General features: G+C 30.2%; 24 protein-coding genes and 1 other annotated feature. Of the genes, 20 read left to right on the forward strand and 4 right to left on the reverse strand.

The features are described 5' to 3' along the window. Nucleotides 1–34 precede the first annotated feature (34 nt). The 8 genes from ggt (at nucleotide 35) to pgsW (ending at nucleotide 7,973) form a co-directional block, all read left to right on the forward strand. Nucleotides 35–1,792: a gamma-glutamyltransferase gene (ggt, locus tag I6E15_RS05290; protein ID WP_235246221.1), complete on the forward strand. Its 1,758-nt coding sequence runs from the start codon at nucleotides 35–37 to the stop codon at nucleotides 1,790–1,792. Nucleotides 1,793–1,816: 24 nt separating this feature from the next. Next, nucleotides 1,817–2,350, forward strand: coding sequence for a DUF6305 family protein (locus I6E15_RS05295; protein WP_235246228.1), 534 nt, complete (start codon nucleotides 1,817–1,819; stop codon nucleotides 2,348–2,350). Between the two features lie 228 nt (nucleotides 2,351–2,578). Then, complete coding sequence (locus tag I6E15_RS05300) at nucleotides 2,579–3,850, forward strand: TRAP transporter large permease subunit (protein ID WP_235246241.1); 1,272 nt, start codon at nucleotides 2,579–2,581, stop codon at nucleotides 3,848–3,850. Nucleotides 3,851–3,878: 28 nt separating this feature from the next. Then, nucleotides 3,879–4,025: a hypothetical protein gene (locus I6E15_RS05305; RefSeq protein WP_235246243.1), complete on the forward strand. Its 147-nt coding sequence runs from the start codon at nucleotides 3,879–3,881 to the stop codon at nucleotides 4,023–4,025. Nucleotides 4,026–4,038: 13 nt separating this feature from the next. Further along, complete coding sequence (locus I6E15_RS05310; protein WP_235246251.1) at nucleotides 4,039–5,166, forward strand: succinylglutamate desuccinylase; 1,128 nt, start codon at nucleotides 4,039–4,041, stop codon at nucleotides 5,164–5,166. Between the two features lie 128 nt (nucleotides 5,167–5,294). Then, nucleotides 5,295–6,437 (forward strand): poly-gamma-glutamate synthase PgsB, encoded by a 1,143-nt coding sequence (gene pgsB / locus I6E15_RS05315; RefSeq protein WP_235246264.1) that lies wholly within the window; start codon nucleotides 5,295–5,297, stop codon nucleotides 6,435–6,437. Then, the gene (gene pgsC / locus I6E15_RS05320; RefSeq protein ID WP_235246272.1) at nucleotides 6,430–6,885 is read left to right on the forward strand and encodes a poly-gamma-glutamate biosynthesis protein PgsC; all 456 of its coding nucleotides are present in this window, start codon (nucleotides 6,430–6,432) and stop codon (nucleotides 6,883–6,885) included. The genes pgsB and pgsC overlap by 8 nt, the downstream gene beginning before the upstream one ends. Continuing rightward, on the forward strand, nucleotides 6,882–7,973 hold the full coding sequence (pgsW, locus tag I6E15_RS05325) for a poly-gamma-glutamate system protein (protein WP_235246285.1): 1,092 nt from the start codon (nucleotides 6,882–6,884) through the stop codon (nucleotides 7,971–7,973). Before pgsC ends, pgsW begins: the two co-directional genes overlap by 4 nt. Before the next feature lie 137 nt (nucleotides 7,974–8,110). Here pgsW and I6E15_RS05330 read toward each other — a convergent pair whose 3' ends face one another. The 3 genes from I6E15_RS05330 to I6E15_RS05340 form a co-directional block, all read right to left on the reverse strand. Continuing rightward, on the reverse strand, nucleotides 8,111–9,574 hold the full coding sequence (locus tag I6E15_RS05330) for an ATP-binding protein (protein WP_235246299.1): 1,464 nt from the start codon (nucleotides 9,572–9,574) through the stop codon (nucleotides 8,111–8,113). A gap of 280 nt (nucleotides 9,575–9,854) precedes the next feature. Beyond that, nucleotides 9,855–10,520, reverse strand: coding sequence for a toxin-antitoxin system YwqK family antitoxin (locus I6E15_RS05335; protein WP_235246440.1), 666 nt, complete (start codon nucleotides 10,518–10,520; stop codon nucleotides 9,855–9,857). Next, nucleotides 10,495–11,106 carry a hypothetical protein gene (locus I6E15_RS05340; RefSeq protein WP_177160075.1) on the reverse strand — a complete coding sequence of 204 codons (612 nt, stop codon included), beginning with the start codon at nucleotides 11,104–11,106 and terminating at the stop codon, nucleotides 10,495–10,497. Before I6E15_RS05340 ends, I6E15_RS05335 begins: the two co-directional genes overlap by 26 nt. A 276-nt stretch (nucleotides 11,107–11,382) precedes the next feature. On the opposite strand from I6E15_RS05340, the gene accD reads away from it, so the two are divergent. The 12 genes from accD (at nucleotide 11,383) to I6E15_RS05400 (ending at nucleotide 21,765) form a co-directional block, all read left to right on the forward strand. Then, nucleotides 11,383–12,267, forward strand: coding sequence for an acetyl-CoA carboxylase, carboxyltransferase subunit beta (gene accD / locus I6E15_RS05345; protein WP_235246309.1), 885 nt, complete (start codon nucleotides 11,383–11,385; stop codon nucleotides 12,265–12,267). Between the two features lie 16 nt (nucleotides 12,268–12,283). After that, nucleotides 12,284–13,279 carry an acetyl-CoA carboxylase carboxyltransferase subunit alpha gene (locus I6E15_RS05350; protein ID WP_177160077.1) on the forward strand — a complete coding sequence of 332 codons (996 nt, stop codon included), beginning with the start codon at nucleotides 12,284–12,286 and terminating at the stop codon, nucleotides 13,277–13,279. Nucleotides 13,280–13,316: 37 nt separating this feature from the next. Continuing rightward, nucleotides 13,317–14,285 (forward strand): 6-phosphofructokinase, encoded by a 969-nt coding sequence (gene pfkA / locus I6E15_RS05355; RefSeq protein WP_235246315.1) that lies wholly within the window; start codon nucleotides 13,317–13,319, stop codon nucleotides 14,283–14,285. 155 nt (nucleotides 14,286–14,440) lie between these two features. Continuing rightward, entirely contained in the window at nucleotides 14,441–15,748 is a 1,308-nt protein-coding gene (locus I6E15_RS05360) for a uracil-xanthine permease family protein (RefSeq protein WP_235246317.1), read from the forward strand. A gap of 188 nt (nucleotides 15,749–15,936) precedes the next feature. Further along, on the forward strand, nucleotides 15,937–16,728 hold the full coding sequence (locus I6E15_RS05365; RefSeq protein ID WP_235246335.1) for an FAD binding domain-containing protein: 792 nt from the start codon (nucleotides 15,937–15,939) through the stop codon (nucleotides 16,726–16,728). Further along, nucleotides 16,728–17,192 carry a (2Fe-2S)-binding protein gene (locus tag I6E15_RS05370; RefSeq protein WP_235246343.1) on the forward strand — a complete coding sequence of 155 codons (465 nt, stop codon included), beginning with the start codon at nucleotides 16,728–16,730 and terminating at the stop codon, nucleotides 17,190–17,192. The genes I6E15_RS05365 and I6E15_RS05370 overlap by 1 nt, the downstream gene beginning before the upstream one ends. Beyond that, nucleotides 17,192–19,477 carry a xanthine dehydrogenase family protein molybdopterin-binding subunit gene (locus I6E15_RS05375; RefSeq protein ID WP_235246351.1) on the forward strand — a complete coding sequence of 762 codons (2,286 nt, stop codon included), beginning with the start codon at nucleotides 17,192–17,194 and terminating at the stop codon, nucleotides 19,475–19,477. Before I6E15_RS05370 ends, I6E15_RS05375 begins: the two co-directional genes overlap by 1 nt. After that, nucleotides 19,467–20,051 (forward strand): nucleotidyltransferase family protein, encoded by a 585-nt coding sequence (locus I6E15_RS05380; protein WP_235246358.1) that lies wholly within the window; start codon nucleotides 19,467–19,469, stop codon nucleotides 20,049–20,051. Before I6E15_RS05375 ends, I6E15_RS05380 begins: the two co-directional genes overlap by 11 nt. 37 nt (nucleotides 20,052–20,088) lie before the next feature. Further along, nucleotides 20,089–20,216: a sequence feature (ribosomal protein L20 leader region), on the forward strand. A gap of 13 nt (nucleotides 20,217–20,229) precedes the next feature. Then, nucleotides 20,230–20,742, forward strand: a complete 513-nt coding sequence (infC, locus tag I6E15_RS05385; protein ID WP_177160084.1) for a translation initiation factor IF-3 — start codon at nucleotides 20,230–20,232, stop codon at nucleotides 20,740–20,742. A 29-nt stretch (nucleotides 20,743–20,771) separates the two neighbouring features. After that, on the forward strand, nucleotides 20,772–20,981 hold the full coding sequence (rpmI, locus tag I6E15_RS05390; RefSeq protein WP_177160085.1) for a 50S ribosomal protein L35: 210 nt from the start codon (nucleotides 20,772–20,774) through the stop codon (nucleotides 20,979–20,981). Between the two features lie 37 nt (nucleotides 20,982–21,018). Continuing rightward, the gene (gene rplT, locus I6E15_RS05395; protein ID WP_235246367.1) at nucleotides 21,019–21,369 is read left to right on the forward strand and encodes a 50S ribosomal protein L20; all 351 of its coding nucleotides are present in this window, start codon (nucleotides 21,019–21,021) and stop codon (nucleotides 21,367–21,369) included. A 114-nt stretch (nucleotides 21,370–21,483) separates the two neighbouring features. Continuing rightward, nucleotides 21,484–21,765, forward strand: a complete 282-nt coding sequence (locus tag I6E15_RS05400) for a type II toxin-antitoxin system RelE/ParE family toxin (RefSeq protein ID WP_235246369.1) — start codon at nucleotides 21,484–21,486, stop codon at nucleotides 21,763–21,765. Nucleotides 21,766–21,807: 42 nt separating this feature from the next. On the opposite strand, the gene I6E15_RS05405 is transcribed toward I6E15_RS05400, so the two are convergent. Further along, nucleotides 21,808–22,089, reverse strand: a complete 282-nt coding sequence (locus I6E15_RS05405; RefSeq protein WP_235246377.1) for an excisionase family DNA-binding protein — start codon at nucleotides 22,087–22,089, stop codon at nucleotides 21,808–21,810. Between the last annotated feature and the right edge of the window lie 203 nt (nucleotides 22,090–22,292).

Genomic DNA, 22,292 nt, shown 5'->3' on the forward strand with positions numbered 1-22,292 from the left:
TAAATTTTAAATAAAACATAAAGGGGGTAAGTTTATGAAAAAAAGACTTTTTTTCGCAGCTGTTATAGCATCATTTGCATTAAGTTTAACAGCTTGTAGTGGATCATCTAAAAAAGATGTTGTTAATCCTCAAAATTTTGTTGTAAAAGAGGTAAAGGATTGGAGACCTTATGATGCTCAAGGAGAAATGATAAGGGAAGATAGGGGAGCTTATGGAAAAGTAGGAATTGTTTCTACAAGTAAATTTGAAGCAAGTAAAATAGGACTTGATATAATTAAAAAAGGTGGAAATGCTATTGACGCTGCAGTAGCTGCTGGATTTGCTTTAGGAGTATGTGAACCTAACTCATCTGGACTTGGTGGTGGAGGATTTATGACAATCAGAATCGCCAAAACAGGTGAAACTATATTTATAGACTTTAGAGAAAGAGCTCCTAAAAAAGCAACTGCAGAGATGTGGAAAGTTGACAAAGATGGAAAAGTAGTAGGAAATCAAAAGAAAGAGGGAGGAAAAGCAGCAGGTATCCCTGGTGAAGTTGCAGGACTTTTATATGCCCTTGAAAAATATGGAACAATGTCAAGAGAGGAAGTAATCAGACCTTCAGTTAATTTAGCAAGAAATGGATTTTATGTAACTCCTACATTATCAGGAGATATGAAAAATCAATTTGATATGATGGAAAAATATCCAGAAACTGGAAAAGTATTTTTAAATGATGGATTCCCATATGAAGTTGGAGAAAAATTTACTAATCCAGATATGGCAAAAACTTTAGAAATAATAATAGAAAAAGGTAAAGATGGATTCTATAAAGGTGAAGTAGGAAAAGCTATAGTTAAATCTTTAAATAAACACGATGGATTATTTACAATGGAAGATTTAGCAAACTATAAACCTATTATTAGAAAACCAGTTGTAGGAAATTATAGAGGTTATGAAATAATTTCTTCTCCATCTCCAAGTTCTGGTGGAGCAATAGTAATTGAAATATTAAATATCTTAGAAAACTTTAACGTAGGAGAAATGGAAGTTAACTCTCCAGAATATTTACATCTATTCTCTGAAGCATATAAATTAGCTTATGCTGATAGAGCAAAATATATGGGAGATAGCGACTATATTCCAGTTCCTATGAAAGGATTTGTATCAAAAGATTATGCTAAAGAAGTTTCTAAATATATAGATATGAAACAATCTAAACCAAGTAAAGCTCACGACCCTTGGCAATATGAATCAGAAGATACAACTCACTACTCAATAGCTGACAAAGAAGGAAATATGGTTTCTATTACAAAAACAGTTAATGGATTATTTGGAAACAGTGTAGTTGTAGATGGATATGGATTTGTTTTAAATAATGAAATGGACGACTTTGTAACAGGAGCTGGACATCCAAACTCAGTTATGCCAGGGAAAACTCCTCTTAGCTCAATGTCACCAACAATAGTTCTTAAAGACGGAAAACCATTTATGGTTTTAGGTTCTCCAGGAGCAACTAAAATAATAAGTACAGTTTCTCAAGTAATCAGTAGAGTAATTGACCACGGAATGGGAATGCAAGAAGCTATCGATGCTCCAAGACTTTATGATAATACATCTGATGTAATTAATGTTGAATCAAGAGTTTCTGAAAAAACAGTTAAGAAACTAGAGAAAATGGGACATAAAGTTGTAACAACTGAGGATTGGGACAGAGGAATGGGTTCAGTTCAAGGTGTACTATATAGAGAAGATGGTCTATTAGAAGGTGGAGCAGACCCAAGAAGAGACGGAAAAGCACTAGGATTCTAGTAAAAGTTTAGGAGGCATTAAAGAATGAAAAAATTATTATTACTATCAACATTTTTATTATCAACAGCAGCAGCTTTAGCGGCAAACTTTGATAAACCAATACTATTGACATCAGTAGGACAAAGTGCAGATGTACAAATGGTAAAAGCATTATTAAAGAAAGGTCAAATAGAAGCAAACTTTGACAAATCAGTAACAGCAGAAGGATTAAAAGGAGAAAAAACTTTAATACTAGCAATAGGAGGAAGTTCAAAAGGTCTAGGAGCAGCAGGAATAAAAGCTGAAGATGAGATAGCAAGAACAGAAAAGTTAATAAAAGAAGCTAAAGCTCAAGGAGTAAAAATAATAGGAATGCATATAGGAGGAGCAGCAAGAAGAGGAGAATTATCAGATAAATTCGTAAACGCAGCAGCTCCACATTCAGACTATCTAATTGTAGTATCAGAAGGAAATAAAGACGGAGCATTTACAAAGATAGCAGAAGAAAATAAAATACCAATGGACACAGTAGAAAAAATAACAGGAGCTTTAGAACCACTAAAAAAAGCTTTTGAATAATAATTAATCTTGGTGAAAGTTATGAAATGGCAATCTCAGTTTTAAAACTGGGGTTGCTATTTTTCTAAAGAGAGAAAAAAGAGAAAAAAGAGAAATAAAAGTTAAAGATTTACAACAATAAAAAATATGGTATATTTATAGTAGGTAGTTAACAACCGAATTATACTAAAATAATATAAAAAAAATAAAAATAAAACAAAAAAATAATAAAAAAAGGGGGAAAGTTATATGTCAATAGAACTTATACTATTTTTAACTATGGTAATTGTATTTATGGCATCTTGCTTTGTACTAAAATTACCAGTAAGTATTGCGATGGTTTTAGCATCGATTTCAGCTATGATTGTATCTGGAAACGGAATACCAGTAAGACATTTAGTAGAGGGGTGTTTCGGGTATATAGATACTATTTTGGTTATTGCAACAGCAATGGTTTTTATGAAGGTAGTCCAAGAAATTGGAACTTTAAATGCTTTGAGTGCTTCAATGCTTAAAAAGTTTCATAAAACACCAGCTATATTGTTAATAATTTTAATGTTTATATCTATGTTCCCAGGAATGATAACAGGATCATCAACAGCATCTGTTTTAACAGCAGGAAGCATAGTAGCACCAATTTTAATGTTAATAGGAATTCCTATAACAGAAGCTGCTACAATAATCGCTATTGGTGGACTTTGTGGAATGATAGCACCTCCAGTAAACGTTCCAGCTATGATAATAGGTGGAGGAATTGATATGCCATATGTAGGATTTACTATTCCACTTCTTATTTTAACAATACCAGTTGCTATATTCTCAGTTTTATATTTAGGATTAAAATATGTTAAAACTATAGATTATGACAAGGTAGAAAAAGAGATTGACCAAACAGCTGTAACTGAGTATGGATTTAAACTATATATTCCAGTAATAGCAGTAGTTATATTAATGATAGTTGATAAAGTTTTCCCAAGAGTATTTGGATTAGGAATGCCATTAATATTTATGATAGGTACAGTAATTGGATTATTCTGTGGAAAGAAAGTTAATCTTGTAACAGTATCAAAAGAAGCGATAAATCAATGTTTACCAGTATTAGGAATATTAATGGGTGTAGGAATGTTTATTCAAACTATGACTTTAACAGGTGTCAGAGGATACATTGTTGTAAATAGTTTAAGTCTTCCATCAGCTATGCTATTTGTAGCTATGGCAATAACAATACCTTTATTTGGTGCAGTATCATCATATGGTGCAGCGTCTGTACTAGGAGTTCCTTTCTTAATGGCTTTCCTATCATACAACCAAATTATAACAGGATCAGCAATATCTTTTATAGCAGCTTTAGGAGATTTGATGCCTCCAACAGCATTAGCTGGAATATTTGCTGCTCAGATAGTTGGAATGGATAAATATACACCTGTTTTGAAAAAATCTTTGGTTCCCGGAATAGTAGTGATATTATATTCAATAGTTATAATATTATTATCTAACAAATTAGGAAGTATTATATTTTAGTTTTTTATAAAAAAAGAGGTGGATAAAAATGATGATGTATATATATTTAGCAATAATTTTATACGTTTTAGTATTAGTTGTGCTAAACTTACTAACTGAAAAAAATATACCAAAACAATTGAATGCTGCATTAGTAATAATACCATTACTTTTAAGAATATTAAGAATAAAATAAGGGGGAAATAAAAATGGAAGGAAATAAAAAAACAGGAATAGCTATAATTTTTCTCTCTTTAGCAATTGCATTTACTGCAGGAAAAGAATTTCTTAAAATGAGAGAGCCAGAACCTATTGTAAAAGGAGAGGGAGTAACATCTGTACAAAAATTAAGTGATTATTTACCGTCGCTAAAAGGAACATCTGGGGATAGTGATGTCTATATATTTAAAGGAGAAGAACCAGGAGGAAGCACTTTAGTTCTTGGAGGAACTCACGGAAATGAGCCGTCAGGACTTATAGGTGCAACACTTTTAGTAGAAAATGCTAAAGTTAAAAAAGGAACTTTATATGTACTTCCAAGAACAAATGGAAGTGGACTTACTCATAACGACCCACAAGAAGGTTCTCCACAAAGATATACAATAAAAACTCCTTTTGGAGAAAGATGGTTTAGATTTGGTTCAAGAGCAACAAATCCTTTAGATCAATGGCCAGATCCAGATGTTTATGTACACGCAGCTTCTGGACAAAATCTATCAGGAAGTGAAACAAGAAATATAAATAGAGCTTATCCTGGAAGACCAGACGGAACTTATACAGAAAAAGTGGCTTATGCTATCACTGAAATGATAAGACAAAATGATATTAATTTAACAATAGATTTACACGAAGCATCTCCAGAATATCCAGTTATCAATGCTATTGTTTCTCACGAAAGAGCAATGGGAATCGCTTCACAAGTGGCTATGAATTTAGAATTTGAAGATATAGCAATAAGTTTGGAACCATCTCCAGTAAGTTTAAGAGGATTAACTCATAGAGAGTTAGGAGACTACACAGATACTTATGCAGTTCTTATGGAATCTGCTAATGCCTCTCAAGGAAGACTTAGAGGAAAAACTGATGCTAATCTAGTTTTAACAGGAAAAGACCCAAGATATGTTGAAGCTGCAAAACTTGGAAGATTATATGTTCCTTATGATGAAAATGGACATCCATTAGAAGAAAGAGTAGGAAGACATCTTTCAGGAATTATGCAATTTATCACTGTTATGGGAGAAAATGAACCTGATAAAGAAATGATAGTTGAAGGTGTACCAATCTATGCTGACTTAATGGAAAATGGAATAGGACACTATTTAAAAGAAGTAAAATAGAATAATAAAATAAGCTGTTGCAGAAAAACTATTAAAAGTTCGCAACAGCTTTTTTATAAAACATATAGAAAATATTATAAAAAAGATGTAAAATATTTGTGTTAGTAAATTTTTTATGGGAGGAATTTATGGAAAAATTTATTTTAATTTTAATAAGTATGTATTTTGGTTATCTTTTTTATGAAAAAATGATGACTGAAAAAAGAAGAAAAAAATTGAAATATGTGATTCACATAAATGGAATAAGAGGAAAATCTACAACTTCTAGATTGATTGACGCTGGAATGAGAGCTAGAGGATATAAAGTTTTTACTAAAATCACTGGAACTTCTCCAAGAATTATAGATACTTTTGGAGAGGAAAAAGAGATTTTAAGAAAGGGAAAGGCAAATATAAGGGAGCAGATAAAGGCTATAAAATGGGCTGACAGAGAAAATGCAGAAGTGTTAGTTTTGGAATGTATGGCAGTAAATCCAGAACTTCAAAATATCTGTGAAAATAAAATATTAAAAGCTGATATTTGTGTAATCACTAATGTAAGAGAAGACCATCTTGATGAAATGGGGGAAAGTCTAGATGAGATAGCTAAGTCTTTAAGCAATACGATGCCTACTAATGGAGTCTTATTTACAAGTGATAAAAAATATGTAGATTTTTTTAGAGAGATAGGAAATAAAAAAGGAACAAAAGTTTTTTTGGCAGAAGAAAAAGAAGAATATAGGGAAATTGATTTTCCAAGTAATGTGGCAGTGGCTTTAGCAGTTTGTAAATATGCTGGAGTTGATGAAAAAAAAGCTTTAGAAAGAATGAGAAACTATTATAAAGATCCTGGTTGTTTAAAGACTCTTTGTTATAAAAATCAAATGGACAAAAAAATATATTTTGTTAATGCTATGGCTGCTAATGATCCAAATTCAACTGAAATAATTTTAGAAAATATTTCAAAAAAAGATTATTTCAAAAATAGGAAATATTTATTGATTAATAACAGAAAAGATAGGGTTAGTCGTTGGGAACAGTATATAAAATTTGCTAAAAAAATGGAAGAGAGATTTGATAAAATAATTGTTTCTGGAGAGAGTAAAGATTTGTTTTATAAATATATTACTAAAGAAAATATTTCAAAAGATAAAATTGAAATATTAGAAGATAAAAATTATTTTGATAAAATTGATGAAGATATTTTAATAGTGGCAGTTGGCAATATTTGTGGATATGGAAAAAGTTTAGTGGAATATATAGAGAAAAAGGGGGAGGTTGTAGATGGTTAATGAAATAATTATACTGGGGATTATAATAAGTATAATTTTTTATGAAATAACTGAAATATCTCCAGGAGGGCTTATAGTACCAGCTTATTTAGCTTTTTATATGGATAATCCTAAAAGAGTGATAGTAACAATACTTTCTGGTATAATAACATATTTTATTGTAAAAGTTATTTCAGATAGAACAATTCTTTATGGTAGAAGAAAATTTACAGTATATGTTTTGGTTGGATTTTTAATGAGAGAGGTGTTAAAACAATTTAATATCTTTTTAGAAGGATATGATATTTTTATTCTTGGAGGAAATATTATAGGGGTAATCATTCCAGCCATAATGGCTAGAGATATTGAAAGGAATGGAATGATAAAAAGTATATTTTCATTGTTGATGTTATCTACTTTTATAAAAGCTGTTGTAGAGATTGTATATGAGGTAGGTGGATTATATTGAGAACAAAAAAAGATTTAATTTTATTGGTACTTTGTAGCTTGATTTTAATTTTTATACATTATGGTTTAAAGAATAGAGATATAAAAGTAAAAAATAAATTTTATAATGAGATGGTTTTATCAGCTAAAAATATGGAAAAATTAACTAATGAAATAAAAGCTGAAAAAATAAGAAGAGGAATTTTCATTGATAAAAATATAGATAAAAATCTTACTGGTCTTATGGGAGAAGAGTGGAGTGGAATATCTACTACTTTGGGAAATGAAGAGGCTAAAAGAACAAGTATAAATCCAGATTTTTCAGCTCTTATAGTAAAAAATCTTAAAGAACTAAAATTAAAAGAGGGAGATGTGGTAGTTGCCAATATGTCAAGCTCTTTTCCAGCTCTTAATCTTGCTCTTATTTCAGCTCTTGATACATTAAAACTAAAGGGAGTTTTAATAAATAGTGTTGGTTCTTCTAATTATGGTGGAAATTTAGAAGAATTTGATTATCTCGATATGGAAAATCATCTTTATAAAAAAGGGCTTATAAAAAATAGAAGTGAATCTTTTTCGTTTGGTGGAATAAATGATATTGGAAAAGAATTTGAGGAAAGTACAAAAGAGAGAATAAAAGATAAAAATCAAGAATATGGGCTAAAATTTTTCTATGAGGAAGAACTTGATAAAAATATAGAGGAAAGGTACAGATATTATCAAGAAAAAAGTGGTGGAAAAATAGGAGCTTTTGTGAATGTGGGAGGAAATCTTTTATCTCTTGGAAAAAATGCTGATATAGTAATAAATACAAAAGTTTTATTAAATAAAGAAAAAAATCTAAATGTAAAGGGTGGATTAGTTGGAAAGTTTTTAGAGGACAACAAACCAGTTTTATACCTTTTGAATATAAAAGGGATTGCTCTTGCAAATGGAATTTTAATCGATCCTGTTCCATTTCCTGAGATAGGAACTTCACAAGTCTATTATGAGAAACAGACAAATTTATCTTATAATATTGCAATAGTAATTATTTTTTTGTTGTTTGTTGGAAAAATTTTATTTGTTAATAAAAAATTTAAAAAAGTAGAAAATATAGAAAAAACATAAATCACGAGTGTTATTTTATTGAGAAAAATATGTTTTTTTATAAAATAATAATCTAGGATATATAAAATAAAAAAGCTTACCTTTTTATTTTGGAATTTTCAAAATTTTAGGTATGGCTTTTTTAATAAAGTTTAAAATTATTTGATTTTTAATTCTAAATGGTGCTTAGGATCACTTTTATCTCCAATTCTTATAATTAATCCTTTTTCAATTAAATTTTTTATTCTTCTATTAATTGTTGTTGCTGATTTATTGATTTCTTTTTCTAGTTCTTTTCTATTTGCTTGTCCTCTATTAGCAATATATAAAATAATTTTTTTGTCTGTAGAATCTAATTTAGACCAAGCTTCTTCTCCAATAGAACTTTCTAATTTATCACTTTGTCTTAATTTTCTCATAATGATATTATTTTTTAAAATTAATTTTACACTATTATTAGGTTCAGAATACTGCGGTTCATCTAAGAAAAATATTTTCATATCTTCGTATATTCTTTTAACCCCTTCGTTAAGTTCTCTTACCCAGCCAAATTCTGTTAAAACTCTGGCTATTCTAGGATTTCTCGAGTATCTAGTTTCTTTTATATTTTCTAAAGTAACAATATTAGGAAGTTTTCCAGGACTTGTAATTTCAAGTCTATCATTAAACATTGCAACCATTATATAGTTTCCTTGAAAAGAATATTCTCTATGAGTTATTGCATTAACTATTCCTTCTAACCAAGCAAATTCAGGATATTCAGGAACGACTAAAAATTTGCCAGTTTCTTTATTTAAGCTCATAAAATCTCTTAATTGTAAAGAAATCACCTCTCTAGTTTTTGGAATTATTTTTAACAAAGAATCTTCTATATTTATATCTTTTATAATATTAATTCTTTCTCCAACCTGCATAGAATTTCCATCATATCTTAAAAATCTAACTCTACAATTTGGATAAAATTCAGTTACATTTTTAGAAAATAGTAGAATAGCTCCGTTAGTTAAATATTTTTTATTATCTTTTTCTTTAAGAAAACCTCTAGCTTTTAAAACTTGTTCATCAGATAAATTTAAAGCAGATATTTTTTCTTTATATTCTTTTAAAAGTTCTAAATCTAAATCTTCTAATGTGGCTTCTTTATTTAATTCATCCTCGTAACGTCTTGTGTTTTTAGAATATTCTAAATTAATTAAATCTTCACCTTTTAACTCTTTACTTCTATCACCTATTCTTAGATAAGTAGTGCCATTTTTTGTTCTAATTATTCTTTCAGTTTCAGCTTCTATATGAAATAAGAATATTTCATCAATTTCTCCATTTTTATTTTCAAAGGTCAATATTTCTAATTTATAATTAGGCATAGGAGAACAACACTCTTTAGGAGAAGAGATGATATCATTATATTTATCGTGAGGTAGACTCTTCATTCCTTCAAATTCTCTTTTTTTATCACTTACTCCAACTATTATAACCCCACCCTCAGCATTGGCAAAAGCGGAAAAATGAGGAGCCAAATCACTGGCTTTTATTTTAGATGATTTAACGTCAAAGTATTTATTTTCTGCTTTTGTTTTGATATATTCAATATCTATTAAAGGATTTATTTTTGAATGTTCCATTTTATTCTTCCTCCTTTTTTAACCTAACTATTTTATAAATAGACCTAACCATTTTTTTTATACCTAACCATTTTTATAAAGTTTAATTTATTGTTGTATAATATTTAAAAATAAGGTTTTATAAAAAAATTTTTTATAAAATCTAAATAGACCTAACCATTTTATAAATAGACCTAACCATTTTATGGAAAATAAAAAACAAAATTTACAATTAAAGTATAACATAATAAAAAAGAAAATACACCTAAAATCTCAAATAAGACTTTAGGTGTAGTATTTTTTATCTTTCTTCAGGTCTTATAAAACCTTTATCTTTATAGTCTTCGGAAAAAATAAGTTTTCCATTTTCATCATAAGTTTTCCAGATACCAACTCTTTTTCCTTGTAAATAATTGCCCTCTTCTTTTAATTTTCCATTATCATAATAAGAAGTACATTTTCCAGTTTTGTATCCATTTTCATAGTTTACTGAATATCTAAGATTTCCATTTTCATAGAACTCTTTGTACTCTCCTTGAAAAACTCCTAAAGAGTAATTTTCGATTCTTGCTAGTTTTCCATCAGAATAGTAGTATTTAAAATCTCCAAAAGGTTGATTTTTTATAAAGTTTCCCTCTAATTTAAGAGTACCATCTTCATAGAATTTTTTAGCAATTCCATATTTTTGACCTTTTACAAAGCAAATCTCTTCTTTAATAATACCAGTAGAATAAAACTCCCTATATACTCCATTTATTTTTCCACGAGAGATAGGAAAAACTCTTCTTATACTATCTTTACTCAAAGAAAGGTCGATAATCTCTCCAGTTCCGCTAGCAGTAACAGTGGAAAGTCTATAAGGATTTTCAGAAGAAGTTGTATTTAGGCTAGTACAAGCCCCTTGAAATAAAAGAGATGATAAAATAAAAAACTTAATTCCATTATTTAACAAGTAGTTCTTCTTCATCTTCAACTAATTTTTCCTCTCCTTTAGCTACAGGAGCAGTGTTCATTGGTTCGATAGGTTGAATATATTCCATAGCATTTACATTAGTTTTGATAGTTTCTAATCTTTTTAATAGGTCGCTAGTATATTCAACGAAAGTATATTTAGATTGTTTGAATATATCTTCTAAAGATGCTGTAACTATAATATATAGCATTCCATCATTAACAAAAGATGCTTTTTCAGTTACATTTCCTATTGCGATATTAGCAGTGTAATCTCTTAATTCTTTTAGAGAACCAGTATATATTCTTTTTGAATAAGTGTCAACAAGAGCTAATTGTTGTTGGAAGTAACCATCTATTTTTTGGTTCATTTTAGATTTCAGATCATTAAGAGCTTGTTCTCTAGCTCTTTCTTCAGTAACGAAAGGTCCAGCTGAAGAGATTCTAGCTTTACCGATTCCGTAAATTTCTCTAGTAACATCTACTGTATTAGCGATTTTTTCCTCTGCAATAGAAGGTTGTTTTTGGCTAGTAGGTAAGCTAGGAAGCCCAGAACACCCGATCATTGTAGTAGCTAATATTGCGAACATTATTTTTTTCATTGTATCACCCTCCAAGATATTATAATATTATTTTTTTTATGTAATTTAAACAAAAGACATAAAAATTATATCTAACATTATAAGATGAATTTTACAAAATTTTTATACTATTATTTTATAGCAAATTAAAAATTATTGCAAATTATTATTGAAATTTTTAGAAAAATTTTATAAAATAAAATCTTAGGAGCTAATTTTCGGGAGGGAGATTTTTCTGAAAATTGTATTAAAAAAGTGAATAACTAAATAAAAAATAAATTTTAAAGGAGGGAGAAAATGAGATTTTTTTCTCTAAGAAAGAAAAAATATGCAACTTTAACAGTAAAAGACGAAGTCGATGAAAACAGAATGCTTGAGGAAGATAAGAAAAATACTGGTATCACTGAAGAGCCTTCTGATCTTTGGGAAAAATGCCCAGAATGTGGGGAGATAGTTTTAAAGAAAGATATCGGAAGAAACCTATACAGATGTCCAAACTGTGGTCATTATTATAGAATGAGTGCTAGAGAAAGAATAGACTTACTTATTGATGGTGGAACATTTGTAGAAGAAGATGCAAATCTTCAAACAGAAGACTTTTTAGGATTTGAGGGGTACAAGACAAAAGTTGAAAAAGCAGAGGGAAAAACAGGTATAAATGAGGCTGTTGTTTCTGGAATAGGAAAAATAAAAGGCATCGAAGTAAGTATAGCTGTAATGGACTTTGATTTCCTTGGTGGAAGTATGGGTTCAGTTGTTGGAGAAAAAATAACAAGAGCTTTAGAAAGAGCGTTAGAAAAAAGAATACCAGCTATTGTAGTATCAAGTTCTGGAGGAGCTAGAATGTATGAAGGAATAGTTTCTCTTATGCAGATGGCGAAAACATCAGCAGCAGTTCACAGACTTAAAAAAGCTGGAATACCATATATTTCTATCCCTGTAAATCCTACAACAGGAGGAGTTACAGCATCTTTTGCTATGCTTGGTGACGTTATAATAACTGAGCCAAAAGCATTAATAGGTTTTGCTGGACAAAGGGTTATAGAACAAACAATAAAACAAAAACTTCCAAAAGGATTCCAAACAAGTGAATTTTTATTAAAACACGGAATGCTTGATATAATAACAAAAAGAGAAGAGATGAAAGATACAGTAGCAAAAGTTTTAAGTAACTTGGTCTAAGTTAGGAGGTAATAAATTGGATTTTGAAAAACAACTTTCGGATATAGAAAATAAAATAAAAGAACTAGAAGATTTTGCTAAATCAAAAAATGTTGATTTATCAGATGAGATAGAAGAACAAAAAGAGCTTTATAACCAAAAAATAAAAGAGATTTATTCAAATCTTACTGACTGGGATAAAGTTTCTATTGCAAGACACCCTAATAGACCAAATACTTTGGACTATATCAGAGGAATAACAGAAGATTTCGTTGAACTTCACGGAGATAGACTTTATGGAGATGACCCTGCTATTGTAGGTGGACTTTGTAAAATTGATGGACAAAAATTTGTAATCATTGGTCATCAAAAAGGAAGAGACATTAATGAAAAAATCCGTAGAAACTTTGGAATGGCTAACCCAGAAGGATATAGAAAAGCTTTAAGACTTATGAGAATAGCTCAAAGATTTAATATTCCTATCTTGACTTTAGTTGATACTGCTGGAGCTTTCCCAGGAATTGAGGCAGAAGAGAGAGGTCAAGGAGAGGCAATCGCTAGAAACCTTATGAAAATGTTTGGAGTGAGAGTGCCAATCATCTCTGTTATAATCGGAGAAGGAGGAAGTGGAGGAGCTTTAGCCCTTGCTGTTGCAGATAAAGTTTTAATGTTAGAACACTCAATATATTCAGTTATATCTCCAGAAGGTTGTGCTGCAATACTTTTCAAAAATGGAGCTTTAGCTGAAAAAGCAGCAAACAACTTAAAAATTTCAGCACAAAACCTAAAAAAATTAGGAATAATAGATGACATAATAGAAGAACCAACTGGAGGAGCACATCGTGATATTTTATGTGCACAAATTAACCTAAAAAAAGCAGTTCTCTCATCAATTTCTGAATTAAAGAAAATAAATGTAGATACTTTATTGAAAAATAGATATAATAAATTTAGACAAATGGGATTTTATCTAGAAGAAGTCGATGAAGAAATAACAGAAAAAACTTCACAAAATAACATAGAAAATAATTAAAATTTATCATATTTATAAAAAATTTTTCGGAGGTTGAGTGATGAAAAAAATAGCAATCCTTACAAGTGGTGGAGACTCTCCAGGAATGAATACAGCCATAAGAGCTGCTGCAAAAATGGCTCAGTATAAAGGAATGGAAGTTTATGGAGTAAGAAGAGGATACCACGGAATGTTAATGGACGAGATCTTCTTAATGGACGGTCGTTTCTTATCTGGAATAATTGAAAAAGGTGGAACAGCTTTACTTACAGCAAGATGTCCAGAATTTAAAGATCCTAAATACAGAGCAATCGCTGCTGAAAACTTAAAAAGAAGAGGAATTGAAGGACTTATTGTTATTGGAGGAGACGGTTCTTATAGAGGAGCAGATCTTTTATCTAAAGAACACGGAATAAAAGTTGTTGGACTTCCTGGAACTATAGACAATGATATAATCGGAACAGATTTTACAATAGGATTTGACACTTGTTTAAATACTATATTAGATGCTATATCTAAATTAAGAGATACAGCAACTTCTCACGAAAGAACAATACTTGTAGAAGTAATGGGAAGAAGAGCAGGGGACTTAGCAGTTCATTCTTGTATCTGTGGTGGAGGAGACGGAATACTTATTCCTGAAGTTGAAAACTCTATTGAAATGTTAGCTTTCCAAATCAAACAAAGAAGAAATACTGGAAGATTACACGACATCGTTCTTGTAGCTGAAGGTGTTGGAAATATATTTGAAGTAGAAAAACAATTAAAAGAAAAAGTTACAACAGAAGTAAGAACAGTTATCTTAGGACACGTTCAAAGAGGAGGAACTCCTAGTGGAAGAGATAGAATGTTAGCTACTCAAATGGCAGTAAAAGCTGTTGAAACTCTAGAGGCTGGAGAAGGTGGAGTTATGATCGGTATAGAAAGAGGAGATCTTGTTGCTCACCCAATCTCTTATGCTTGGGAAGGAACTAAGAGAAATAACATCTTAGATCTATATCGTATAGCTGATATATTCTCAAGATAATATAAATAAAAAATAAAGACTGACTGAGATGCTACTTAATCAAAGTTGGTCTTTTTTTTATTAAAAAATTACAAAAAAATATCTTGTAAAAAATAAAAGATATGATATAATGTTGTGGTTTTGTTTTTTTGAAAATTAAAAATAAGGAGAGGAAAATGTTAGAGACAAAAAACGAAAATATCTATCAATTGGAAGGAAGAGTTCCTTTAAAAATTGCTGTGCCTTTAGGTGTGCAACACTTACTTGCTATGTTTTTAGGAAATATTTCACCACTTATTATTGTATGTGGAATGTTACAAATGGAAACTGGTTTAAAAACATCTCTTATTCAAAATGCTATGTTTATTGCAGGGGTAACAACACTTATTCAAATCTACCCAGTTTTAAAAATTGGTAGTGGACTTCCAGGAGTTATGGGAACAAGTTCTGGATTTTTAGGAAGTTGTAAAGCAATAGGTGCAAGTTATGGTTATGGTGCTATTATGGGAGCATCTATATTTGGTGCTATTTTTGAAATGATTTTAGGATATTTCATAAAACCACTTAAAAAATTATTCCCACCAATAGTAACAAGTCTTGTAGTAATATCAATCGGACTTTCTCTTTTACCAGTTGGGATAAGATATTTTGGTGGTGGATTTACAAAAGAGTTTGGAGACCCTAAACACCTTATTGTAGGAACTACAGTTATTTTGTTAGTAATTATTTTCAATCAATTTAAAAATAGAGTAATAAGATCATCAGCTATCTTAATTAGTATAGTTATTGGTTATGCTTTGGCAATTCTTATGGGAATGGTAGATTTTACAGCTGTAAAAGAGGCTGCTTGGATAAGTCTTCCTAAATTTATGCCTGTAAAAATAGTATTTAATACTCACGCAATCATAGCAATGGTTATTATGTATATAGCTACTGCTGTTGAAACTGTTGGAGATTTATCAGGAATCGCTAACGGAGGACTTGACAGAGAACCAACTGACCAAGAATTATCTGGTGGAGTTATTGCTGACGGATTTGGAAGTTTAATCGCTGCTTTCTTTGGAGTTTTACCAAATACAACATTTAGCCAAAACGTTGGACTAGTAGCAGTTACAAAAGTAGTAAATAGATTTGTTATAGGAACTGGAGCAATAGTTCTTGTACTTATGGGATTTATTCCAAAATTAAGTGCAATATTTACAGTAATGCCTCAATCAGTTCTTGGAGGAGCTGCAGTTGTAATGTTTGCTATGATATTTGTAAGTGGATTAAAATCTCTATTAAGAGAAGAGATAGATGACAGAAAAGGTTTAATTATCGCTATATCTTTAGGACTTGGAGTAGGAATCGGAAACGTTCCAGAACTTCTTGGACAATTACCAGCTTGGGTAGGACAAATATTCGCTCAAAACGGAATCATTATGACATTCGTTATAGCAACAGCTTTAAATTTATTATTACCAACAAAAAAAGCTGATAAATAATGTATATAGACAATAATATTTTCAGTGATAAAAATATTGAAAATATTAAAAAACAATGGTAAAATTAAAAAAATAATAAAAATAAGGGAGAGGAGAGTTGAAAGAAACAGTTGATGAAGATTGATTGTTCCATTCTAAACGAAAGTTTAGAAATATCAACTCTTTTTTCTTGGATAAGGTGGTGTTAAATGCTAACAATAAAAGATTATATCCTAGTTGAAAATTTAGAAGAGGCTTATAAATTAAACCAAAATATAAATAATGTTATTCTTGGTGGAACTGGTTGGTTAAAATTACAAAATAGAAATATAGGAAAAGCAATAGATTTATCAAACTTAGGGCTTGATAAAATAATTGAAGATGATGAAAAATATGTAATCGGTTGTATGACAACTTTAAGGGATATAGAGCTTAACAAATCTTTAAACGAATTTACAAAGGGAGCTATAAAAGAGAGCTTAAGACATATAGTGGGAGTTCAATTTAGAAACTCTGTAACAATAGGTGGAAGTATCTACAGTAGATTTGGATTTTCAGATATACTTACTTCACTTTTAGCTCTTGATACTTATGTAGAGATGTATAAAGGTGGAATTATCCCTTTAAAAGATTTTGTAGATATGAAATATGATAAAGATATATTGGTAAATATAATTATAAAAAAATCTAAAAGATTGGTTGGATATTCATCTTTTAGAAATCAAACAACAGACTTCCCTGTCCTAACTTGTGGGGTGGCAATCCTTGACAATGGAAAAGTATTGGCAAGTATCGGAGCAAGACCACATAGAGCAAGAGTTGTGGAAGATAGTGAAAATATTTTAGAAGTTAAATCAATGGAAAATATAGAAAAATTTGCAAAATATGTAAGTAACTCTTTAAAATTTGATAGTAATATGAGAGCAAGTGGAGAGTATAGAAAACATCTTACAGAAGTTTTAGTGAAGAGAACTTTAAAAAATCTAGTGGAGGTAAAATAATGGAAATAAAATTTTGGCTTAATGGAAAATTAATAGAAGATACAATAGAACCAGATACTCCGCTACTTGAATATGTAAGATCAAAAGGGTGCTTAAGTGTAAAAAGAGGTTGTGAAACATCAAACTGCGGACTTTGTACTCTTTGGATAGATGAAAAGCCTGTACTTTCTTGTACAGTCCTAGCTGTAAGAGCTAATGGAAAAAAAGTTACAACTCTTGAGGGTCTACAAGATGAGGCTTATGAATTTGGAAAATTTATGGCTGGAGAGGGAGCAGACCAATGTGGATACTGCAACCCTGGATTTATAATGAATGTACTTGCAATGGCAAGAGAGTTAAAAGAGTTTTCTGACGAGGATATAAAAGAATATTTAGTTGGAAATCTTTGCAGATGTACAGGATATATGGGACAGTTTAGAGCTGTAAAAAAATATTTAGATTATAAAATGGGAGGTAAAAAATAATGAAAGTAGTTAATACCTCAGTTATAAAAAAAGATGCTATGGCACTTGTTACAGGAAAACCTGTGTACACTGACGATATAGCTCCAAGTGATTGTCTAGTTATAAAACTTTTAAGAAGTCCTTATGCACACGCACTTATAGAGGATATAAATATAGATATTGCAAAAAAAGTGCCAGGAATTGAGTGTATCTTTACATATAAAGATGTGCCAAATAAAAGATTTACTTTGGCTGGTCAAACTTATCCAGAGCCAAGTCCATATGATAGACTTATCCTTGACAAAAGATTAAGATTTGTAGGAGACGTTGTGGCAATAGTTGCTGGAGAAAATGAAAAAGCTGTAGAAAAAGCTATAAAACTTATAAAAGTAAAATATGATGTACAAGAGCCAATCTTGGATTTTAGAAAATCTAAAGATAGCAATATCTTAATCCACCCAGAAGAAAACTGGAAAGCTCTTTGTCCAGTAGGTGCTGACAACAAAAGAAATCTTTGTGCTAGTGCAACAGACGGAGATCAAAATATAGATAAAGTTTTTGCTGAATGTGATGTAGTTTTACAAAATACTTATCATACAAAGGCAAATCAACAAGCTCCAATGGAAACTTTTAGAGCTTATGCCACAAAAGATATGTTTGGAAGACTTAATATAGTTTCATCTACACAAATACCTTTCCACGTAAGAAGAATAGTGGCAAACGCCCTTGATATATCAAAATCAAATATAAGAGTGATAAAACCAAGAATCGGTGGAGGATTTGGAGCAAAACAAACAGCAGTAATGGAGATTTATCCAGCTTTTGTAACTTATATGACTGGAAAAAATTCAAAACTTATCTTCACAAGAGAGGAAAGTCAAACAGCATCTAGCCCAAGACACGAAATGGAAGTTACTGTAAAAATCGGAGCTACAAAAGATGGAAAAATAAAAGCTATTGATCTATACACACTTTCAAATACAGGAGCTTACGGAGAACACGGTCCAACAACAGTAGGACTTAGTGGACATAAATCTATTCCATTATATAGTAAAGCAGATTCATACAGATTTACTTATGATGTAGTTTATACAAATACTATGTCAGCTGGAGCATATAGAGGTTACGGAGCTACTCAAGGAATATTTGCTATTGAATCAATAATTGATGAGTTAGCAGAAAAACTAGGAATGAATCCTATTGAACTAAGAGAAAAAAATATGGTAAGAGAGGGAGATTTTATGCCAGCTTATTATGGAGAAACTGCCAATAGCTGTGCTTTAGATAGATGTCTTGCTCGTGCTAAAAAAATGATAGACTGGGATTCTAAATATCCACGTCGTGATATGGGAAATGGAAAAGTTAGAGGAGTAGGACTTGGATTTTCTATGCAAGGGTCTTCTATATCAAATGTTGACGTTGGTTCTGTTGCAATAAAAGTAGGAGATGATGGATTCTATAATCTTATGGTAGGTGCAACAGATATGGGAACTGGTTGTGATACAGTCCTTGCTCAAATAGCTGCTGAATGTTTAGATTGTAGCGTAGACAATATCATAACTCAAGGGGTTGATACAGATGTATCTCCATATGATTCTGGTTCTTACGCATCAAGTACAACTTATCTAACTGGAATGGCTGTTGTAAAAACTTGTGAAAAACTTATTGAAAGAATAAAAGAAAAAGGAGCTGAATATATAGGCTCATCAGTTGAAGATGTAGACTTTGACGGAAAAAGAGTATATGATTTAGCAACTAATAAAGAAATTTCTCTAAAAGATATAGCAAATAAAGCTTTTTGCAATAATACAAATATTTTATATGCAAGCGAATCTCACTCTTCAAAAGTATCTCCACCACCATATATGGTAGGAATTGCAGAGGTAGAAGTTGACACAGAAACTGGAAAAGTAGATATTATAAATTATAAAGCTGTGGTTGACTGTGGAACTGTTGTAAATCCTAATCTTGCAAGAATACAAACAGAGGGAGGAATCGTTCAAGGAATAGGAATGGCTCTTTATGAAGATGTAGTCTATACTGAGAAAGGAAATTTACAAACAGGTTCATTTATGCAATATAAAATCCCTACAAGAATGGATATTGGAGAAGTGGAAGTACAGTTTGAAAGTAGCTACGAGCCAACAGGTCCATTTGGTGTAAAATCAATAGGGGAAGTTGTAATAAATACTTCATCTCCAGCTATTGCTAACGCTGTATATAACGCTGTTGGTGTAAGAATAAGAGAACTTCCAATAACTCCAGAAAAAGTATTTATGGGAATGAAAAAATTAAATGAAAATTAATCTGGTTTTGTTAGCTAGTGGAAATAGCAAAAGATTTGGTAGTAATAAACTACTTTATAAGATAAATGGAAAAGAGATGTTTAAATATTCGGTGGATTTAGCTGATGATTTAAAAAAATCTTTGAAAGAGACTATAAAAAATATAATAGTGGTGTCTAAATATCAAGAGATAAAAGAATATGTACTTTCTAAAAATATGATTTATGTAGAAAATCCTCAAAGTGAATTGGGGATTTCTACCTCTATTATCTTTGGGATTTCTGAAAGTGAAAAATCTGAAAGTGATTATATAATGTTTATGGTATGTGACCAGCCCTATACAAAAAGCTCCACTATAGAGAATTTTATCAAAAGTTTTCTAAAAAGTGATAAAGGGATAGGTGCTGTGGCTTTTGAAAAAATAATGGGAAATCCTTGTATTTTTTCTTGGAAGTATCTTGAGAATTTAAAAAAACTCTCTGGAGATATTGGTGGAAAAAAGATAATAAAAGAAAATCTTGATGATGTGTATATTTACGAGGTATCAACTAAAAAAGAATTGGAAGATATAGATTTTTTGAATAAAAATACTTGACAGAATAGGAAATATATAGTATACTATCATAGTTGAATTAATGAAGTAGAAACTCCCGTTTCTCACCTTACAGGCTACGAGCTTTTATAAGGTAACGAGTAATTAAAATAATAATTATTTTGATTTTATAACGGGGTTGGTCTGACCTCGTTTTTTTATATGATTATCTTATTAGGAGGTGTCGGCTATTTCTGACAAAATTAGAATTAACGAAAAAATAAAAGGGAAAGAATTTAGAATCATATCTAATTCTGGAGAACAACTAGGAATAATGACAGCTAATGAGGCTTTAGATATGGCAAGAAGAGAAAATCTAGATTTAGTAGAGATTTCTCCAAATGCAGCTCCACCAGTTTGCAAAATAATGGATTTTGGAAAATATAAATATGAGCAAACTAGAAAAGCTAAAGATGCTAAGAAAAAACAAAAACAAATAGTTGTTAAAGAAGTTAAGTTAAGAACAAGAATAGATACTCACGATTTAGAAACAAAAATCAACAGTATCAAAAAATTCTTAGAAAAAGATAATAAAGTTAAAGTTACTTTAGTACAATTCGGAAGAGAGAGAAGTTACGAAGATATGGGAATAGAACTTCTTGATGACGTAGCTAGTAAATTTGATGGATTTGCTGAAGTTGAAAAAAGATATAAAGATGCACAAAAGCATTTATTATTGTCACTAAAAAAATAGGTTTGTAATTTGAGAGGAGGAACACAAAAATGCCAAAAATGAAAACTCATAGAGGAACAGCTAAAAGAATCAAAGTAACAGGAAAAGGGAAATATGTTGCTAAACACTCAGGAAAAAGCCACATATTAACTAAAAAAACTAGAAAAAGAAAAAATAGAATGAAAAAAGACTTTGTAATTTTAGATAACGTGCATAAAACAGCTATGGTTAGATTATTACCATACGGAGTTGGAAGATAATTCGATTTTCGGATATATAAATTAGAGGAGGATAATAATGAGAGTTAAAACTGGAATAGTAAGAAGAAGAAAACATAAAAAAGTTTTAAAAGCTGCTAAAGGATTTAGAGGAGCATCTGGTGACGTTATAAAACAAGCTAAACAAGCTGTTATGAGAGCTATGGCTTACTCTACAAGAGATAGAAAAGTTAACAAAAGAAAAATGAGACAATTATGGATCATAAGAATAAACGCTGGAGCAAGATTAAACGGAATGACTTACTCTACATTTATGAATGGTCTTAAAAAAGCTGGAATCCTTTTAGACAGAAAAGTTTTAGCTGATATGGCTTTAAACAACGCTGAAGGATTTGCAAAATTAGCTGCAACTGCTAAAGCTGCATTATAATTTTTAAATATTATATAAATCAAGACAGAGTAATCTGTCTTTTTTTATTTTTTGTATATTAAATAGATGTCAAAATAAATGTAAAAAAAACTAAATTTCTTAAAAAATTGAATTATGATAAAAATTACTGAAGAAATAGCATTGGAAACTACTAAAGTAGCAGATAAATTTTTTTCCAAACATAAAGAAGTCTATGAGAAATTTATTGAAAATATAAAAAGTTACTATCATTATAAAAACCAAAATATTGATATAAAAGCAATGAAAACCTATAAAAATCTTTATAGAATGAGAATAAATGATTATAGAGTTGTTTATAAATTAGTTAATGGTGAGATAATAGTAGTAAGTGTTGTTGCTGTGGCATCAAGGGGACAGATATATAAGGATTTTTAAGAAAAAAAGATAAGGAGAAGTTGCATCTCCTTATTTTTTATATTAAGATTCTATTTCTACTAAGTTTAAAATACATTTAGTCATAATTATATTTCTACTTCCTACTTTAAAAGCTACCAATTTTTTATCTTCAATAGCTCTATAGATAGTAGTTTTTCCAACATTAAGATAATTAGCTAGTTTTATAACAGATGTATTATCCCCAAGTTTTTTTAATGCGTCATCTAGAAACTGAGATTCCACTTCGTTTTGAGGTGTTGCCAGTTTTATTATCTCCTCGTTAGATAAAAAATCAAAATTTTTGTTTCTATTAATTTTAGCCATAATGCTACCTCCTTTAAAAATTTAAAAAAATTACGAATACCAATAACTACATATTAAAAATTACGTAATTTATGGAAGAAAGCTAGAATTAGCAAGTGATGTTGAACGCTAAAAAACGACACTGTTTGAACGAAGTGAGTTTGTCGTTTTTAGTGAAATGAGCTTAGCTAAGTCAGATTTCTGAAATATGGAGTAATTTTTAG

Source organism: Fusobacterium perfoetens, assembly GCF_021531475.1.
Lineage (GTDB): Bacteria > Fusobacteriota > Fusobacteriia > Fusobacteriales > Fusobacteriaceae > Fusobacterium_B.

Coding starts and splice junctions, on each gene's coding strand:
- ggt (WP_235246221.1), top strand. CDS start 35: ATGAAAAAAAGACTTTTTTTCGCAGCTGTTATAGCATCATTTGCATTA.
- I6E15_RS05405 (WP_235246377.1), bottom strand. CDS start 22,089: ATGGCTAAAATTAATAGAAACAAAAATTTTGATTTTTTATCTAACGAG.
- rplT (WP_235246367.1), top strand. CDS start 21,019: ATGAGAGTTAAAACTGGAATAGTAAGAAGAAGAAAACATAAAAAAGTT.
- I6E15_RS05300 (WP_235246241.1), top strand. CDS start 2,579: ATGTCAATAGAACTTATACTATTTTTAACTATGGTAATTGTATTTATG.
- I6E15_RS05380 (WP_235246358.1), top strand. CDS start 19,467: ATGAAAATTAATCTGGTTTTGTTAGCTAGTGGAAATAGCAAAAGATTT.
- I6E15_RS05335 (WP_235246440.1), bottom strand. CDS start 10,520: ATGAAGAAGAACTACTTGTTAAATAATGGAATTAAGTTTTTTATTTTA.
- I6E15_RS05365 (WP_235246335.1), top strand. CDS start 15,937: ATGCTAACAATAAAAGATTATATCCTAGTTGAAAATTTAGAAGAGGCT.
- I6E15_RS05400 (WP_235246369.1), top strand. CDS start 21,484: ATGATAAAAATTACTGAAGAAATAGCATTGGAAACTACTAAAGTAGCA.
- I6E15_RS05295 (WP_235246228.1), top strand. CDS start 1,817: ATGAAAAAATTATTATTACTATCAACATTTTTATTATCAACAGCAGCA.
- I6E15_RS05310 (WP_235246251.1), top strand. CDS start 4,039: ATGGAAGGAAATAAAAAAACAGGAATAGCTATAATTTTTCTCTCTTTA.
- accD (WP_235246309.1), top strand. CDS start 11,383: ATGAGATTTTTTTCTCTAAGAAAGAAAAAATATGCAACTTTAACAGTA.
- pgsB (WP_235246264.1), top strand. CDS start 5,295: ATGGAAAAATTTATTTTAATTTTAATAAGTATGTATTTTGGTTATCTT.
- I6E15_RS05340 (WP_177160075.1), bottom strand. CDS start 11,106: ATGAAAAAAATAATGTTCGCAATATTAGCTACTACAATGATCGGGTGT.
- I6E15_RS05375 (WP_235246351.1), top strand. CDS start 17,192: ATGAAAGTAGTTAATACCTCAGTTATAAAAAAAGATGCTATGGCACTT.
- rpmI (WP_177160085.1), top strand. CDS start 20,772: ATGCCAAAAATGAAAACTCATAGAGGAACAGCTAAAAGAATCAAAGTA.
- I6E15_RS05330 (WP_235246299.1), bottom strand. CDS start 9,574: ATGGAACATTCAAAAATAAATCCTTTAATAGATATTGAATATATCAAA.
- pgsC (WP_235246272.1), top strand. CDS start 6,430: ATGGTTAATGAAATAATTATACTGGGGATTATAATAAGTATAATTTTT.
- I6E15_RS05370 (WP_235246343.1), top strand. CDS start 16,728: ATGGAAATAAAATTTTGGCTTAATGGAAAATTAATAGAAGATACAATA.
- I6E15_RS05305 (WP_235246243.1), top strand. CDS start 3,879: ATGATGATGTATATATATTTAGCAATAATTTTATACGTTTTAGTATTA.
- I6E15_RS05360 (WP_235246317.1), top strand. CDS start 14,441: ATGTTAGAGACAAAAAACGAAAATATCTATCAATTGGAAGGAAGAGTT.